Annotated in this window: 12 protein-coding genes and 1 tRNA gene; 8 read left to right on the top strand and 5 right to left on the bottom strand. The window is 42.0% G+C overall.

Annotated features, from left to right (window positions below; genetic code table 11):
* Window positions 1-188 precede the first annotated feature (188 nt).
* Both HWE15_RS14775 and HWE15_RS14770 read left to right on the top strand, forming a co-directional pair.
* Window positions 189-989, top strand: a complete 801-nt coding sequence (locus HWE15_RS14775) for a glycoside hydrolase family 16 protein (protein ID WP_290508319.1) — start codon at window positions 189-191, stop codon at window positions 987-989.
* A gap of 81 nt (window positions 990-1,070) precedes the next feature.
* On the top strand, window positions 1,071-1,724 hold the full coding sequence (locus HWE15_RS14770; RefSeq protein ID WP_290508318.1) for an MCP four helix bundle domain-containing protein: 654 nt from the start codon (window positions 1,071-1,073) through the stop codon (window positions 1,722-1,724).
* Between the two features lie 66 nt (window positions 1,725-1,790).
* Here HWE15_RS14770 and gcvP read toward each other — a convergent pair whose 3' ends face one another.
* Complete coding sequence (gene gcvP, locus HWE15_RS14765; RefSeq protein WP_290508317.1) at window positions 1,791-4,685, bottom strand: aminomethyl-transferring glycine dehydrogenase; 2,895 nt, start codon at window positions 4,683-4,685, stop codon at window positions 1,791-1,793.
* A 196-nt stretch (window positions 4,686-4,881) separates the two neighbouring features.
* Between gcvP and HWE15_RS14760 the strand changes: the two genes are divergently transcribed.
* Window positions 4,882-6,378, top strand: coding sequence for a M28 family peptidase (locus HWE15_RS14760; protein ID WP_290508316.1), 1,497 nt, complete (start codon window positions 4,882-4,884; stop codon window positions 6,376-6,378).
* Window positions 6,379-6,413: 35 nt separating this feature from the next.
* Here the strand turns inward: HWE15_RS14760 and HWE15_RS14755 are convergent, their stop codons facing one another.
* The gene (locus tag HWE15_RS14755; RefSeq protein WP_290508315.1) at window positions 6,414-7,763 is read right to left on the bottom strand and encodes a DEAD/DEAH box helicase; all 1,350 of its coding nucleotides are present in this window, start codon (window positions 7,761-7,763) and stop codon (window positions 6,414-6,416) included.
* A gap of 37 nt (window positions 7,764-7,800) precedes the next feature.
* On the opposite strand from HWE15_RS14755, the gene HWE15_RS14750 reads away from it, so the two are divergent.
* The 5 genes from HWE15_RS14750 to HWE15_RS14730 all read left to right on the top strand — a co-directional run bounded on the left by HWE15_RS14750 (window position 7,801) and on the right by HWE15_RS14730 (window position 14,063).
* On the top strand, window positions 7,801-9,141 hold the full coding sequence (locus tag HWE15_RS14750) for a dihydroorotase (RefSeq protein WP_290508335.1): 1,341 nt from the start codon (window positions 7,801-7,803) through the stop codon (window positions 9,139-9,141).
* 82 nt (window positions 9,142-9,223) lie between these two features.
* A tRNA-His gene (locus HWE15_RS14745) sits at window positions 9,224-9,299 on the top strand.
* Between the two features lie 339 nt (window positions 9,300-9,638).
* A complete protein-coding gene (locus HWE15_RS14740) occupies window positions 9,639-11,555 on the top strand; it encodes an amylo-alpha-1,6-glucosidase (protein ID WP_290508314.1) in 1,917 nt (638 codons plus the stop codon).
* A gap of 10 nt (window positions 11,556-11,565) precedes the next feature.
* A complete protein-coding gene (locus HWE15_RS14735; RefSeq protein ID WP_290508313.1) occupies window positions 11,566-12,855 on the top strand; it encodes a glycosyltransferase family 4 protein in 1,290 nt (429 codons plus the stop codon).
* Window positions 12,852-14,063: a glycoside hydrolase family 57 protein gene (locus tag HWE15_RS14730; RefSeq protein ID WP_290508312.1), complete on the top strand. Its 1,212-nt coding sequence runs from the start codon at window positions 12,852-12,854 to the stop codon at window positions 14,061-14,063. The genes HWE15_RS14735 and HWE15_RS14730 overlap by 4 nt, the downstream gene beginning before the upstream one ends.
* A 16-nt stretch (window positions 14,064-14,079) precedes the next feature.
* Here the strand turns inward: HWE15_RS14730 and HWE15_RS14725 are convergent, their stop codons facing one another.
* The 3 genes from HWE15_RS14725 to HWE15_RS14715 form a co-directional block, all read right to left on the bottom strand.
* A complete protein-coding gene (locus HWE15_RS14725) occupies window positions 14,080-14,523 on the bottom strand; it encodes a DUF1569 domain-containing protein (protein WP_290508311.1) in 444 nt (147 codons plus the stop codon).
* 82 nt (window positions 14,524-14,605) lie between these two features.
* On the bottom strand, window positions 14,606-17,005 hold the full coding sequence (locus tag HWE15_RS14720) for a ribonucleoside-diphosphate reductase subunit alpha (RefSeq protein ID WP_290508310.1): 2,400 nt from the start codon (window positions 17,003-17,005) through the stop codon (window positions 14,606-14,608).
* A 38-nt stretch (window positions 17,006-17,043) separates the two neighbouring features.
* Window positions 17,044-18,024, bottom strand: a complete 981-nt coding sequence (locus HWE15_RS14715; RefSeq protein WP_290508309.1) for a ribonucleoside-diphosphate reductase small subunit — start codon at window positions 18,022-18,024, stop codon at window positions 17,044-17,046.
* Between the last annotated feature and the right edge of the window lie 327 nt (window positions 18,025-18,351).

Genomic DNA, 18,351 nt, shown 5'->3' with positions numbered 1-18,351 from the left:
ATCGGCAATTTACAAGGTTCTAACGAGGGAAAAAACCATCCTCGGAGCAAATTGCTATGGATTTATAAAACTCCATAAAAGCCCAATGGTTTTGAGGAATAAGGAATCTGTAAGTAGGTATTCATTTTGAGATTGGTCTAAAATGTGCCATTTTTCCATCCTGAAGTAATCCTGTAAAACTTGCGCTCATGAAGACCTATTTTCTATATGCAACTCTAAGTCTCGGGCTTTTCTTTGCCTTTTCATCGAATACTTTTCCCCAAAAACTACTTTGGTCTGATGAATTCGATAGTTCGGGTTTGCCGGACTCTACGAAATGGACCTATGATGTTGGAGATCATGGATGGGGAAATCAAGAACTTCAATTTTACACGGAGAAAGAACTTCGAAATGCAAGGGTTGAAAATGGGTATTTGATTATTGAGGCGCATGCTGATGCTGAATATCCCAAAGGTTATACCTCTGCTCGTTTGGTGACACGGGGGAAGGCTTCGTGGGAATATGGATACATTGAAGTACGAGCAAAACTACCAGCTGGAACAGGAACCTGGCCGGCAATTTGGATGCTGGCCGAGGAAAATCGACACGGAGGATGGCCCAAAAATGGGGAAATTGATATCATGGAGCATGTGGGATACGATCCCGGAGTAATTCATGGGACCGTCCATACCGAAGCGTTTAATCATGTAAAAGGCACGCAAAAAGGAGCTCAAATTCAGATCGATGATTTTGACCAAGCATTCCACACATATGCCATTAATTGGACCCAAGAGTCCATCGAGTTTTATGTGGATGGAGCAAAATATTTTGAATTTGAGAATACAGGAGGGGATTATTCAGAATGGCCATTTAATCAGCCCTTCCATTTGATTTTAAACATTGCCGTTGGAGGAACTTGGGGAGGACAAAAGGGAGTAGATGCTTCTATTTGGCCACAAAGAATGGTGGTAGATTATGTTCGGGTTTACGATAGCCGACCGAATTTTTAGGAGAAGAACCTTATTGAATTTTGGGAAACTGTTTAAGATTGCCTAAACTGAGAAAGAAATTTAGTTAGTCATACTTACTCTATGTCCGGTCAATCCATCAAGCGAAAAAAAATCCAAGCAATGTTCATCATTAGCATGTTATTGCTATTGATCTATGCAAAAAACCTAATCGAGCGTCAGTCTTTCCGCGAGATTAGTTCAACGTTTACAGAAGTGTACAATGATAGATTGGTTGTGGAGAGCTATATTTTTGACATTTCAGAGCGGCTTTTTCAAATTCAAAAACTCATAGATCACTGCAATTTGGATTATGATTACTCTAAAGTAATTGACGAAATAGACATGCAGGAGAAGGAAATCTTGGCTATTGTGGAGGATTTTGAAAAGACAAAGCTGACAGATCAGGAGTCTAGCTACTTGAAAGATTTTCGGACGATTATTGAAAATGACCTCGCCATCAAAAGCTACGAATTGTTGTACACCGATTCTTCCGGAGTCAATATTGAGCAAGTAAAGCTTTACGACAATAAGATTTCACAAGCCAGAAAGGATCTTGATGATTTAAGCCAAATTCAGTTAGCGGAAGGGGATAGGCTGATCAAAAAGGCGAAAAAACTAATTAACCGATCCCAGATTTGGGCACAGTTTGAAGTAGCCTTGCTGATCATTTTGATTGTGGTGATGTTCTGGTTGATCTTTAGAAAATCAAAGGATACTAAGGGAGTTATTTCCTAAGCAATAAGCAAAAAAAAGACCCGGATTATTCCGGGTCTTTTTTGTTTGCACCAAGAAGGCGATTGATTAGACTGTTTCGCTTTCCTGAGCATATTCTTCTACAGGAATACAGCTGCAGACTAGGTTTCTGTCTCCGTAAGCAGAATCAATTCGACGAACAGACGGCCAGAATTTATGCTCTTTCACATAAGGAAGCGGGTAAACTGCTTTTTCTCTAGAATAAGGCAGATCCCATTCTCCGGTCAACACCAGTTGGGCTGTATGTGGTGCATTTTTCAAGACATTATTTTCTTTGTCATAATGTCCTTCCTCAATTTCCCGAATTTCTGCACGGATGGCGATCAAAGCATCGCAGAATCGATCTAATTCTGCTTTGGTTTCAGATTCGGTTGGCTCGATCATAATGGTTCCGGCTACCGGGAAGGAGACGGTTGGAGCATGGAATCCATAATCCATCAATCGCTTGGCGATATCCTCTACTTCAACTCCAAACTCCTTGAATCCACGACAATCCACGATCATCTCGTGAGCAGCTCTTCCTTTGGTTCCTGTATACAAGATCGGATAATGACCTTCTAAACGCTCTTTGATGTAGTTCGCGTTGAGGATGGCCATTTTGGTTGCATTGGTCAAACCCTCTCCACCCATCATTTCGATGTAAGCATAGGAGATTGGAAGGATACTGGCACTTCCATATGGAGCAGCCGAAATGGATGATACAGCTTGTGTTCCGCCTGTTTTTACGATTGGGTTTCCAGGAAGGAAAGGCGCTAGATGGGAAGCAACACAAATTGGCCCCATACCTGGTCCTCCTCCTCCGTGAGGAATACAGAAGGTCTTGTGTAGATTGAGGTGACATACGTCGGCTCCGATTCTGCCAGGAGAAGTCAATCCCACCTGAGCATTCATGTTGGCACCATCCATATAAACCTGACCTCCATATTGATGGATAGTTTCACAGATTTCTTGAATAGCCTCTTCAAATACGCCGTGAGTAGATGGATAAGTTACCATCAAAGCAGCTAGATTATCTGCATTTGCAGCAGCTTTTTCTTTCAAGTCTGCTACGTCGATATTTCCTCGTTCATCGCATTTTACCAAGACTACTTTCATACCAGCCATTACAGCAGAAGCAGGGTTGGTTCCATGTGCTGAGGTAGGAATCAAAGCAACATCGCGGTGTCCTTCATCTCTGCTGATGTGATACGCTCGGATCACCATCAAGCCCGCGTATTCACCCTGAGCACCGGAATTAGGTTGGAGAGAAGTGTCTGCAAATCCAGTGATCTCAGTCAACCAAGTTCTTAGATTGCTGAAGAGCTCCTGATATCCTAATGTTTGATCCATCGGAGCAAAAGGGTGGATTTGTCCGAATTCCGGCCAAGTCACTGGAATCATTTCAGCAGTGGCATTCAGCTTCATTGTACAGCTTCCCAATGAAATCATGGAATGTACCAATGAAAGGTCTTTATTTTCCAATCGCTTGATGTAGCGAAGCATTTCATGCTCCGAGTGGTAGTCGTTGAACACCGGATGAGTCAGGTATTCTGACTTTCGTACTAGCGCTTCTGGAAGTTCCAAATTCAGATTCTCTACCAAATCATTCAAATCGATCGACTGCTTTCCTTCCTCAGTAGCGAAAATAGAGACGATGGTTTTGACGTCTTCCAGAGTTTTAGTCTCGTCAAAGGAGATGAAGATAGAATCGCTTTCATAGCGGAAGTTCATTTCAGCAGCCAAAGCCAAGCCTTTTACTCGCTCTCTGGAAACATCACTCATTCGAACTTGAATGGTGTCAAAGAAGGAATGATCAGCAACATCCAAACCGACTTTTTTCAAGGCTTGCGCCGTTAATTTGGCAAGCCCATGCGTACGAAGTGCAATATTTTTCAATCCTTTCGGTCCATGATAAACTGCGTAGAAGGAGGACATAACTGCCAAAAGTACCTGCGCGGTACAGATGTTTGAAGTGGCTTTTTCACGTTTGATGTGTTGCTCCCGGGTTTGAAGTGCCATTCGGTAGGCTTTGTTTCCGGCACGGTCTAGGGATACACCGATGATTCTACCTGGGATTTGGCGCTTGAAATCTTCCTTGGTGGCAAAGAATCCCGCATGAGGGCCTCCATAACCCATAGGAACTCCAAATCGCTGTGCAGAACCGACAACAACATCCGCTCCCATCTCTCCCGGAGGAGTTAATAATGTCAATGCTAATAAATCTGTAGCAAAAGCAGTTAGGACTTTATTTTCTTTGGCAGCAGCAATGATGGCAGAATAATCGCGAACAGCTCCATCAGCATCTGGGTACTGGAACATCACCCCGTAAAGTTCTGGATCAGTCAGATCCAAATCGTTTATGGAACCGAAGACCAATTCAATTCCCACCGGCTCTGCTCTCGTTTCAAGAACTGCCTTGGTTTGAGGGAATATTTTTTCGTCGACAAAAAACTTATTTGCTGTCTTTTTATCTCTTGGCTTCACGGAATGAAGCATAGTCATCGCTTCTGCAGCAGCGGTTCCTTCATCGAGCAAAGAGGCATTTGCCAATTCCATTCCGGTAAGTTCCATCACTACCGTCTGGAAATTAATCAACGCTTCCAATCGTCCCTGAGCAATTTCTGCTTGATAGGGAGTGTATGCGGTATACCAACCTGGATTCTCAAGTACATTTCTCAAAATCACCCCCGGAACGAAGGTGTCGTAATAACCCATCCCGATGAAGGATTTGAATACCTTGTTTTTAGATGCTAATTTTTTAAAGTCAGCTAAAAACTCAGACTCTAATTTCGCTTTTGGTAAATCTAAAGGTCGGGTAAGACGAATAGATTCAGGGACGGTTTGTTCGATGAGTTCCTCCAGGGAAGTGGCTCCGATTTTTTCTAGCATTTCGGCGATTTCCGCTTCTGTCGGGCCATTGTGTCTGCTCTCAAATTTGACAGCATTCGATAGGTTGATTTTCATACGAATTGTTTGGAAGCTGTAATGAATATTTGGGTTAGAAATCCTTTCAATTTCTGGCGGCAAAGGTACAATTTATTAGAAGATAATCTTTCCTTAACAGACAGAATTTCACCCTCTCAACACTCCTTTCCTGTAAACGGTTTGTGGCTGGGATAAAAAAATGTATAGCTTAGGGGCCAAAATAAAATTTGATCCTATGAATAAACGATTTCTTTTAACCTCTGCGCTGGCTTTGGGGCTCTCTTGGGGCACTTTTGCGCAGAATCCTTTGCAGGTAAAATATGCCAATACGATCACGGCAGATGACCTCAAAGAGTACTTGACCTTTTTGGCTTCTGATGAAATGAGAGGTCGAGATACGGGTTCGCCTGAGGGTTTGATTGCTGCGAATTACCTCGCTGACTTTTACAAAGAATTAGGCTTGACAGGTCCTGTAGATGGAAGCTATTTTCAGCAAGTACCTTTGGTGAGCTCTAAATTTGATAAGGTGACTCTCCAAATCGGTAAGGCTAAGTTGGTCGAAAACGAGGATTTCGTATTCACTGGGGATGGGGATATGAAAAAAGTCGCCAAAACTGACTTGGTTTTCTTAGGTCTAGCAAATGATGAAAACCTAGCCAAAGTTGATGTGACCGGGAAACTGGTTGGTATCTGGGCTGTAGGTGAGCGAAGCAATGGACTTATTAATAAAGTGATGGACGCGGGTGCTGCTGGTGTAGTAATTGTCAGCATGGAAGGACAAGCTAATTTTGACCGAATTGCCAATCGCTATAAGTCATTGGCGGGAAGAGGTCGAATTGGTTTTGAAAGAGAAATCTCTCAGCGGCCTGTTTTTATGGTGAATTCAGACAAAATGGGGGAGCTTTTCGGTACTCCTGTGGAGGAGTTGAAGGAAGCCGCGAAATCCAATCCAGAATCCATTAAATCTCAAAAGGCTTCTTACCTCGTTCAGAAAAGTGTAACGCCGGTAGAAGCTTACAACGTGATGGGCTTTTTGGAAGGAACCGATAAGAAGGATGAAGTATTGGTGATTTCTTCGCATTATGATCACGTAGGAGTGAGCTCTACAGGAGAAATTTTCAACGGTGCAGATGATGACGGTTCGGGAACAGTCTCCGTAATGGAAATTGCTCAAGCTTTTGCCACTGCTGCAAAAGAGGGACACAGACCAAGAAGATCGATTCTGTTTTTAAATGTGACTGGTGAAGAAAAAGGATTGTTGGGCTCTCAGTATTACTCTGAAAACCCAATCTTCCCGATAGCAAATACTGTGAATAACATCAACATTGACATGGTAGGTCGTATTGATTACGAATACCAGGATGCGGAAAACAAAGACTATGTCTATGTGATCGGTTCGGAGATGCTTTCCACAGATTTGAAAAAAATCAATGAGTATAACAACATCACTTATACAGATTTGATTTTGGACTATAGATATGATGCAGAGGACGATCCAAACAGATTCTACTACCGATCAGATCACTACAACTTTGCGAAGTTTGATATTCCGGTGATCTTTTTCTTCAACGGAGTTCATGATGATTACCATCAGGTGACAGATACAGTTGATAAAATCGAATTCCCTTTGATGACCAAACGGGCTCATTTGATTTTCCATACGGCTTGGGATTTGGCAAATAGAGAGAAGCGTACTCGAGTGGATGGTACAAACACTCGCGGAGAGCGATAAAATTGAAAAATTAAAGGCCCTAAAAAAGGGCCTTTTTATTTTCTTCTATTCTTAGTCTTCAGCTGATTCCTATTCTTTTTATTCCCGGACTTTCTCGCCTTGACTTTTTCCCCCTTACCTATATTCCGTTTTGGACGCGCTTTCTTTTCATGAAATGCGCCCTTGTAATCTGGATTTTCCTTTTGCTTAAGCTTATCCAATTCACGTGCATAGATCTGCTTTTCTGCAAAAGGCGTTTCGGTAATAGTTACCGATTTGGGGATAGCAACTTCCGGAACTTCCATCCGGATCAACTCTTCAATTTTTTCAAAATGCCAAGCCTCGGCTGGGTTGATGAAAGTGATAGCCATGCCTTCATTTTCTGCGCGGCCAGTTCGTCCAATTCGATGGACATAGTCTTCATAGATCAGCGGCACATCAAAATTAATCACATGGGAGACCATCGTTACGTCCAAACCCCGAGAAGCTACATCAGTCGCCACCAAAATCCGTACATCGCCAGCCTTGAAATCTTCCATGGAGTTAATCCTGGTGTTTTGTCCCTTATTGGCGTGGATGACTCGTACTTCACCAACTTTCTTTCGCTGCAAGAAATTGGAGACCTCTTCCGCATTTTTCCGACTTCGGGTGAAAATGATCGCCCGGCTGACTTCTTCGTTTTCCAGGAGATTCTCTAAGAGATTGATTTTGGTTCTGATGTTTGGAACGAAATATTTGACCTGATCAATGGTTTCAGCAGTAGTTGCAGATGGAGTAATTTCTACTCGTTCGGGGAATTCTAAAAATTCCGTGGATAGTCGCTCCACTTTCGGTGAAAAAGTAGCTGAAAAGAGTAGGTTTTGGCGCTTGACGGGAATGACTTCTAAAATGGCGCGGATTTGTGGCATGAAACCCATATCCAGCATTTTGTCGGCCTCATCCAAAACCATGGTTTTAAGCTCCTTGGTTAGGATGACTCCCTTTTTATACAAATCCATAAAACGGCCGGGAGTGGAAATAATGAGATCTACACCTGCCTCGATCTGCTCAATTTGGGTTTTTGGGCCAATTCCTCCATACAGGGAGACTACCCGGATATCTGTGTATTTTCCTAGCTCTTTGCAGACCGTTTCGATCTGCATGACCAATTCACGAGTCGGTGCCAAAATCATTGCCCGGGGGTGCATGCCTTGGGCGTATTTTACTTTCATCAAAATGGGGAGCACATAAGCTGCTGTTTTTCCAGTGCCTGTCTGTGCAATTCCCAATACATCATGACCGGCGAGCGCCAAAGGGATCCCTTTTTCCTGAATTGGTGTTGGTTGGGTATAGCCAGCTTCTTCGACAGCGTTGAGTAATTGCCTGTTGAGTTTAAAAGCTTCAAAACCTTCTGCCTGATTGGCCATGATTGCTTAATTTAGGGGAAAATTAAATAGCGAAATGATGAAAAGTATTCTGATCACCGGTGCAAATATAGTCAATGAAGGCCGGATCTTTCGGGGAGATGTTTTGGTAGCGAATGGACGCATTGCCAAAGTCGGTGAAAACCTTTCAGGCGAATCTGCCGATAAGCGGATAGACGCGACAGGAAAATACCTTCTGCCAGGAGTTATTGATGATCAGGTACATTTCAGAGAGCCCGGTCTTACCCACAAAGGGGAAATTTACACCGAAGCAAAAGCCGGTGTGGCAGGAGGAACTACCTCTTACATGGAGATGCCCAATACCGTCCCACAAGCTGTGACTATTCCGCTTTTAGAGGAAAAGTATGCGCGGGCGAAGGAAGTGTCCTTGGCCAATTACTCTTTTTTCTTTGGGGGGACCAATGACAATTTGGAAGAAATTCTCAAGTTGGACTTGAAAAATGTCTGCGGACTCAAAGTATTCCAGGGCTCTTCCACTGGAAATATGGTGGTGGATAATATCGAATCCTTAGAAGGGATATTTAAGCATTACAAAGGGCTTTTGGCGATCCACTCTGAAAATGATCACATCATTGCCGCGAATTTGGCTGAATACAAGGAGAAATACGGAGATGACATTCCTATGAAATTTCATCCAAAAATCCGGTCTGAAGAAGCTTGTTACAACGCTTCAAGTCGGGCTGTAGCCATGGCAAAAAAATACGGAACCCGCCTTCATATCCTCCATATCAGTACAGCCAAAGAGTTGGAGCTTTTTGATAACAGTATTCCTTTGGAGCAAAAGCATATTACTTCCGAAGCCTGCATTCATCATTTGTGGTTTTCGGAGGAAGATTACGAGACAAAAGGCTCTTTGATCAAGTGGAATCCTGCTGTGAAAACAGCCCATGATCGGGACGAAATTTTCAAAGCGGTATTGGATGATCGAATTGATGTGATTGCTACCGATCATGCGCCGCACACTTTAGAGGAAAAAGGGCAAGTTTACACCAAAGCTCCGTCTGGGGGTCCTTTGATTCAACATTCTTTGGTAGCAATGTTGGATTTCTATCATCAGGGTAAAATCAGTCTTGAACGGATTGTCGATAAAATGGCTCATAATGTGGCCAAATTGTTCAGAATTGAGGAGCGAGGATTCATCAGAGAAGGATACCATGCTGATTTGGTCTTGGTGGATTTGAATGATCCATGGACTGTCAACAAGGAAAATATTCTAGCCAAATGCGGTTGGTCACCTTTTGAAGGACATACCTTTCAATCAAAGGTTACCCACACAATTGTCTCCGGTCACTTGGCGTACGAAAATGGCCGATTTGATGAGAGTAAGAAAGGAGAGCGGTTGACATTTTCTGTAAATTAATTTAAGAGTACTCTTGCGCAAAAAAGTACTTCTCTCTACCTTTGCATTCCAATTGAGGGAAATGTCCTCAAGATCTTTAAATGGTGATTGTAGCTCAGCTGGTTAGAGCGCTGGTTTGTGGCACCAGAGGTCGCCGGTTCGAACCCGGTCTTTCACCCGAAAACCCCTCACATTGAGGGGTTTTTCTATTTATTCGTAGTCAATTGGCATTAATATTGACGAAAGAAACCAGAACTAAACCAACTTCAGATGTTTACATTGTTTAAAAACTCGCCGAAATTTCCGGTGATTCGACCGGTAAATATTTCCCTTGTAAGAAATTACATGATCAAGTTTGAAGAGTCTCTGAAGAACTTTGAAGAGATTCAAAATGAAGCTTATCATTCTTGAAAAAGCATAAAGAACAAAAGGTTATGGAAACATAACCTTTATTTTTTTCAATTTGATTTTTCTTTACCTCTCAATGTTATAATTTACGGGTTGCAACTTTTGGACCCATGAGTTATATCCATTTTGACAAAACACAGCTAGTCAATCTCAACTATTCCCTTGATCGGGAAATCATCCGAACCAACCGGTCGGGTACCTACACCAGTACCACTATTATTGGTTGTAATACCCGTAAATATCACGGTTTGTTGGTGGCTCCTCAGCCCCATATCGATTCCCAAAACCATGTTTTTCTATCGACAGTCCATGAGACTGTGATACAACATGGCGCCAGCTTCAATTTGGGGATCAGTAAATTTCCGGGCAATTATTTCCCGAGAGGACATAAATACCTAGAGGATTTCGATTCTGAACCTATTCCAAAATTGACCTATCGAGTAGGGGGTGTGCTTTTGCAAAAAGAATTGATCTTGGATACCAATCGGGACCGGGTGATGATCCGCTATACCTTATTGGAAGCACATTCTCCAACCAAGATTCGGATACAGCCTTTTTTGGCGTTCCGGGGCTATCACACCCTGTGTAAGGAGAATGATGATATTCAAAAGGAATATGAAAAAGTGCCGAACGGTGCTAAGTTTCGACTTTATCCAGTTTATGATCCTTTGTACTTGCAGCTTTCCAAGAAGAATAAATTTCATCCTGATCCCAATTGGTATCACAATGTAGAGTACATTTTAGAACGTGAACGTGGCTACGAGTACCAAGAGGATTTGTATGTACCGGGCTACTTTGAATTTGATATTGAAAAAGGCGAATCTGTAATTTTTTCTGCAGGATTGACCGAAGCAGATCCAAGTACCCGTCAGCGTGCTTTTGAAAAAGAAGTTGCCCGAAGAATTCCTCGAAGCAATTTTGAAAACTGTCTGATCAATTCAGCAACCCAATTTATTAGAAAGCGCGACGGGGAGACTCGAATTATCGCAGGCTATCCGTGGTTTGGCTGGTGGGGCAGAGATACCTTCATTGCTGCACCTGGCTTGACACTGGCGAGGGGTGACAAGGAAACTTTCTTGGAAATTATGGATACCATGTCCAAAGATTTGGTTGGACCTCTTTTTCCAAACGTAGGAAGCGGAGACTTTACCAATATGAATTCCATCGATGCACCGCTATGGTTTTTCTGGTCCTTGCAACAATACATTTATTTTACTGGAGATTCGAAGACGATCAAGAGTCGTTATTTAGGAAAGTTGAAAGGAATTTTGGATGGATACCAAAAAGGTACTGATTTTAATATTCATATGCTTTCGAATGGGCTCATCTATGGAGGTTACGAGAATGTGGCTCTTACTTGGATGGATGCCGTCACTGTGGACGGTCCAGTTACGCCACGGACAGGTTGCCCGGTAGAAATTCAAGCCCTTTGGTACAATGCCCTTCAATTCTATCATGAATTGACCGATGAGAAATCCTATGCAGAACTCGCAGAAAAAGTAAAATCAACTTTCCTGGAGGAATTTTGGGATGAGAAGAAGGGGTATTTAGCAGATGTTATTAACGGATCTGAGAAAGATTGGGCCATCCGTCCAAATATGGTTTTTGCGACTTCTTTACCTTATACCATGTTGGATGAATATCAGCGGGACCAAATTTTGGATATAGTTCGATCCAACTTGTTGACCAATCGAGGACTTCGAACTTTGGCTCCTGATGACCCAGCTTATAAAGGGTATTACTTTGGAGATCCAATAAGTAGAGATAATGCGTACCACAACGGTACTGTTTGGGTTTGGCCAATGGGACACTTTGTGGAAGCCTACATCAAGCTCCATGGCAAATCAGCCAAAAATTTCATTGATAAAATTATCAAAAGTTTTGATGGGGTAATGACTCAATATGGGGTTGGAACTGTGGCAGAAATTTATGACGGTGACCCACCTCACCGACCGAAAGGTTCTGTTTCTCAAGCTTGGAGCGTGGCAGAATTATTACGCATGATGGAATTAGTCAAACGTTTATAAAAGATTTTTTATGAGGGTATTAATGTTTGGGTGGGAATTTCCACCTCATATTTCAGGAGGATTAGGGACGGCTTGTTATGGGTTAGTGAAGGGAATGGTGCACCACAACCAAGATGTGATTTTTGTCGTCCCGAAACTTTGGGGAGACGAAGAGCCATTAGCAGATTTTGTCAATGCTAGTGACGTCCATATTGACTATCGTGAAAAGAAGTTTAAAAGCATCTGGAAAAATCTGACTTACCTGGAAGTCTCGAGTTTTTTGGTTCCCTACTTAGGTCCTGAAGAGTATCAAAAATTTACCGATTACGCGATTCATGACCGGGCGGATGTGGATGAAAGTATCTTTACCACCAAGTACCAGTTTAGTGGGAAATACGGGAAGAATCTAATGGAAGAAGTTAGCCGCTACGCCCTTACGGCTGCTCAAATTGCCCGCGATCGGAATGATTTTGAAATTATTCACGCCCATGACTGGCTTTCTTTTCCAGCTGGAATTGCTGCCAAGGAAATCAGTGGAAAGCCGCTAGTAGCCCATGTACATGCTACAGAATATGACCGATCTGGGGAATCTGTCAACCCTCCTGTTTTTGAAATTGAGAAAGCCGGGATGGAGGCTGCTGATCATGTGGTCGCTGTAAGTCAACTTACAAAAAATACTATTGTACGGCGATATGGAATCCCAGAAGAAAAAGTCAGCGTTCTCCACAATGCCGTATTGGATGCCAGCATTATCAAATCCAAATACGAAAAGAAAGTCCCTGAAAAAATCGTCACCTTTTTAGGTCGAATTACTTTCCAGAAAGGTCCTGAGTATTTTGTAGAAGCTGCCAAAAAAGTACTAGACCGAGATGAAAATGTCCGGTTTGTTATGGCTGGCTCTGGAGATCTTCTCAATCGGATGATTGACCGGGTGGCCGAACTCCGGATGGGAAATAAGTTTCACTTTACCGGCTTTCTAAAAGGGGATGATGTGGATCATATGTATGCGATTTCGGATGTCTATGTGATGCCTTCCGTATCCGAACCTTTTGGGATCGCTCCATTGGAAGCTGTAAGGCATAATACCCCGACTATCATTTCAAAGCAATCCGGTGTAGCGGAAGTTCTTCAAAATGCCATTAAGATTGATTTTTGGGATGTGGATGCGATGGCAGATGCCATATTTGCTTTGCTGCATTATCAGGGGATTTCGAAGATGTTCAAAGAGCTTGGCAGCGAAGAGCTTAAAAATTTGAAATGGGAGCATGTGGCTGCCAAACTCGTCAAGATTTATGAAAAAACTTTAGCGCAACAACCATGAGAACGATTTGCTTTTACTTTCAGGTCCACCAACCTTACCGGCTAAAACCCTATCGCTTTTTTGATATTGGAGACGATCATTATTACTGGGATGACTTTCTAAATCGGAATGTCATGAGAAGAGTAGCTCAAAAATGCTATCTCCCCATGAATGCGTTGCTTCTTGAACTAATTGAAAAGCATAAAGGGGCTTTTAAGGTGACCTTTTCTTTTTCTGGGACTTTTATGGACCAAATGGAAGCGTATGCTCCTGATGTTTTGGAGAGCTTTCAACGATTAGTCGCTACAGGTCAAGTCGAGATTCTAAGTGAGACTTATGGACATTCCCTTGCTTCTCTCAAAAGCCAGGAAGAATTCAAGCGAATGGTGGATCAGCACAAAGACAAGATCCAACAGTTGTTTCATGGTTATACCCCCAAGATCTTTCGAAATACAGAATTGATTTATTCTGATAAAATCGGTGAAATGGTCTATGATATGGGCTATTCTGGAATTCTTACAGAAGGAGCCAAGCATGTTTTGGGATGGAAGAGCCCGAACTTTGTTTACCAAAACAGCATCAAACCCGAACTGAAAGTCTTGTTGAAAAATTTCCTTCTTTCTGATGATATCGCCTTCCGATTCTCGAACAAGACCTGGTCAGATTATCCATTGACCGTTGACAAGTTTATCAATTGGATTAATGCAATCCCGAAATCAGAACCAGTCTTAAACCTTTTCATGGATTATGAGACTTTTGGAGAGCATCAATGGAAAGAAACCGGGATTTTCGAGTTTATGCGAGCCTTACCTGAAGCAGTTTTAAGTAAAACGGATTTTGGTTTTTCAACACCTTCGGAAGTCCTTAGTCAAGTCGAAGCCGTAAGTCCTATTCATGTTCCAATCCCGATAAGCTGGGCCGATGAGGAGCGTGATTTGACTGCTTGGTTGGGTAACGATCTTCAAGATGAAGCTTTTGACCGCTTGTATGAACTGGAGAAAACAATCCGAACGCTGGATGATCCGGATCTGATACGAGACTGGAATTACCTACAGACTTCAGATCACTTTTACTACATGTGTACAAAGTTCTTTTCAGATGGAGATATCCATTCTTATTTCAGCCCTTACGATACACCTTATGACGCATTTATCAACTACATGAATGTCTTAAGTGATTTTGTCTTAAGGATCAAGGAAAAGAAAAAAGAAGTAGAATCAGTCGAATAACGGCTGATTCTTTTTTTTACCCGATTCCAAATTGGGAGAAATGATGAGCAAAGTGTTTTTGATGGAATCGATCCCATTCTTTTTTATCGAGTTCGCCCAAAACTGGATGTACTGTTTTGGATGCCGGATTCTCCTGGAAGTAGGCTTCAAATTCTTCTAGACCTTGAATTAATTTGGTTTTCGCTGTTTCTAAATTAGGGAAACGCAAATCCAAAAGCTTGCCGGGGTCATTTGGGAATTTGATTTCTTTTGGGAAATCCATATCTGTTTCCAGCAATTGTCTTTTCATTTCCAATTGTTTTTCTTTTGGTTGGAAAGGGGGGATTTTTATTCGGCCAGATGAGATTTTCACTGTCAGCGTAAGATGTTCGACCATGTGTTGAGGTGTCATTTTTCCAAAGGAAGCTACTTGGTCTCCTTCTAGGTGGCTAAGCCAGTTTTTGATTTTTTGAATTTCCATAGTGTTTAGAATGAAAGGGAAAATACAAAAAAAGCGCCTAGAACAACCAGGCGCTTTTTCCATTTGACGAACTCTAAAATAATTAACTTCCACACATTTCGCAGTCATCAGGATTGTCCAGAGAACAAGCGATGGCTGCTTGCTTGTCTTTGAGTTCCTGAGCTGTTGGTGCTGCTGCTGTTTCTTCTTTGTCAACAAGTGCGCTTTTATCCAAAGTGAACTTGATAGCAGCTGCGGCAGCTTGAGAACGTAGGTAATACATACCGGTTTTGAGTCCTTTTTTCCATGCATAAAAATGCATAGAGGTCAATTTTCCAAAGTTTGGATCTTGCAAGAAGACGTTCATACTTTGAGACTGACAGATATAAGCACCTCGGTCTGCTGCCATATCGATGATTACTTTCTGGGATATCTCCCATACAGTTTTGTAGAGATCTTTGATGTTTTGCGGGATATTAGGAATGTTCTGAACAGATCCGTTTGCCGCAATCAATCTATTTCTCATGGTATCATCCCAAAGTCCCAATTTGATCAGGTCTTTCATGAGATGCTTATTCACTACAATGAACTCACCTGAAAGTGTTCTTCGAGTATAAATATTAGAGGTGTAAGGCTCGAAGCATTCGTTGTTTCCAAGTATTTGAGAAGTGGAGGCAGTAGGCATAGGAGCAACCAATAGGGAGTTACGCAATCCAAACTTCTTCACTCTCTCTTTCAATTCTGACCAATTCCATCTTCCGGATTTTGGTGTCACGCCCCACATGTCAAACTGTAGGATTCCTTGTGAAGCTGGAGAACCTTCATAGGTTTCATAAGTTCCCTCGATTTTAGCCAATTCCATGGAAGTCTCTACCGCAGCATAGTAGATGGTTTCAAAGATGTCCTCGTTCAGCCCTTTTGCTTCCGGAGAATCAAAAGGCATACGTAACATTAAGAAGGCATCCGCTAATCCTTGTACACCCAAACCGATTGGTCGGTGACGGAAATTGGAACGACGAGCCTCTTCTACAGGGTAGTAGTTGACATCGATCACCTTATTCAAGTTGCGAGTCGCAACTTTTGTAATTTCATATAATTTCTGATGATCAAAATATCGCTTCCCATCTGGTCCAGTTGTTACAAATTTTGGAAGGGCAATGGAGGCAAGGTTACACACTGCTACTTCATCTGGAGAGGTGTACTCGATGATCTCAGTACAAAGGTTAGAAGACTTAATGGTTCCCAGGTTTTTTTGATTGGATTTGCCATTAGCTGCATCCTTATAAAGCATGTATGGAGTTCCTGTCTCGATTTGAGACTCTAAGACTTCAAACCAAAGTTCTTGTGCCTTGATTGTTTCTCTGGCTCTGCCTTCACGCTCATACTTTTCATACAATCTTTCAAATTCTTCCCCATGGCAATCTGACAAACCGGGAGCTTCATTCGGACAGAATAGGGACCAATTCTCATTAGCCTCGACACGCTTCATGAATAGATCCGGAACCCAAAGTGCATAGAACAAATCACGGGCACGCATTTCTTCTTTTCCGTGGTTTCTCTTTAGTTCCAAGAAGTCCTTGATATCTGCATGCCAAGGTTCCAAATAGATAGCAAATGAACCTTTACGCTTACCACCTCCTTGGTCTACATAGCGAGCGGTCATGTCGAAGTTACGCAGCATTGGCACAATTCCATTTGATACGCCATTGGTTCCTTTGATGTAAGAACCCTTCGCTCGAACATGATGGATAGAAAGACCAATACCTCCAGCAGATTGTGAAATCTTAGCACATTGCTTCAGCGTATCGTAGATGCCGTCGATACTGTCTTCCTTCATCGTAAGAAGGAAACAAGAAGAAAGTTGAGGCTTAGGTGTACCTGCATTAAATAAGGTAGGAGTAGCGTGTGTAAACCACTTCTCAGAAAGCAGGTTGTAAGTTTCTATAGCAGCATCAATATCTTCCTTGTGAATTCCCACGGAAACTCTCATCAGCATATGCTGAGGTCGTTCCACCACTTTTCCATCCAACTTGATCAGGTAACTTCTTTCTAGAGTTTTAAACCCGAAATAATCGTATCCAAAATCCCGCTTGTAATCGATGGCAGCATCTAGTCTTGCCGCATTTTTCTTGATAATACCATATACTTCTGTATCCAAAAGCTGAGCATTTTCACCTGTCTTTGGATTGACATAAGTGTAAAGCCGCTTCATGGTATTGGAGAAAGACTGGCTGGTAGTTTTATGAAGATTGGAAATGGCAATTCGAGCCGCCAAAATCGCATAGTCAGGATGTTTGACTGTCAATGAGGCACAAACCTCAGCAGCTAAGTTGTCCAGTTCAGCTGTCGTAACGCCATCATATAAGCCATCAATTACCTTTTTGGCAACCTCGATAGGTTGGATAAACTTCGGATCCAATCCTTCGCAGAGGTTCTCAATTCTCGCCGTGATTTTGTCGAATCGTACTGATTCGCGTCTTCCATCTCTTTTTATTACAAGCATAGTCGGATAAGGTTAAGTGGTTGGGTTGTTTATTGATATTAAAAGTCTTCTCCAAGAGAAAAACGTGGAGAATCTGAGGCTTCAGTAGTTTTCATTACACCTGCTTTTTGATAGTCTCCCACTCGCTTCTCGAAGAAGTTGGTTTTTCCTTGTAGGGAGATCATATCCATGAAATCGAATGGGTTCGTACTATTCCATACTTTTTCACATCCGAGTTCTACTAAAAGACGGTCCGCGACAAACTCGATATATTGGCACATAAGGTCTGCGTTCATGCCGATTAGTCGAACCGGTAGTGCATCAGTCACAAATTCCTTTTCGATGGCAACGGCATCCATGATGATTTCTTTTACAGTCTCTTTAGGAAGCGGGTTCACCACGTGCTTGGTGTAGAGGTGGCAAGCAAAGTCACAGTGCAAACCTTCATCTCGAGAGATCAACTCATTGGAGAAAGTTAATCCTGGCATCAGTCCTCTTTTCTTCATCCAGAAAATAGAGCAGAAGGAGCCAGAGAAGAAAATACCTTCCACTGCGGCAAAAGCAATTAGACGCTCCTGGAAGTTTCCGTTATCAATCCATCGAAGTGCCCAGTCAGCTTTTTTCTTAACACAATCAATGTGTTCGATTGCATTTAATAAGCGGTCACGCTCAACAGGATCTTTGATATACGTATCTATTAATAGGCTATAGGTTTCAGAGTGGATATTTTCCATGGCAATTTGAAACCCGTAGAAGAATTTTGCTTCTGTGTATTGTACTTCAGCTACGAAGTGTTCTGCTAGGTTTTCATTTACAATCCCGTCGCTGGCAGCAAAAAATGCTAAAACGTGGGAGATAAAATGGCGCTCTCCATCATTCAAATTTTTCCAGTCAGTCAGGTCCTGACCAAGGTCGATTTCTTCTGCAGTCCAAAAGCTTGCTTCTGCTTTCTTATAGAATTGCCAAATGTCAGGGTGCTGGATAGGAAATAAAACAAATCGATTTTTGTTTTCTACTAAAATGGGTTCCTCTTGCATCATTCTCTCGTTTTTTATTTTTGGTAGAAGTTATTAATAAGGGTTACTAACAAATAGCCAGCTGCCGGGGATAGAAAAGGCTGCCTTTTCAGAACAGCCTTGAACAAATATGTAAACCAAAAATCAGAAATAAAACCCCTTAAGAAGTGCTTGAAGTTGATTTTTGAACTTAATTCAAAAATTATTTAATAAACATAAATTCAGCTACTTATAATAGAATAAATCATGTAAAACTTTAAAAAATATGGGCGATTTAAGCACTTTAAACTTTTTTCAATTTTTTTGAAAAAATTTTTTTTACTCCAGTTCAAGGTAAATATTGAACTATGT

It is taken from the genome of Algoriphagus sp. (assembly GCF_013373065.1).
Classification (GTDB): Bacteria; Bacteroidota; Bacteroidia; order Cytophagales; family Cyclobacteriaceae; genus Algoriphagus.
The sequence above is the reverse complement of the archived record's forward strand: the minus strand, read 5'-3'. Positions and strand labels throughout refer to the sequence as shown.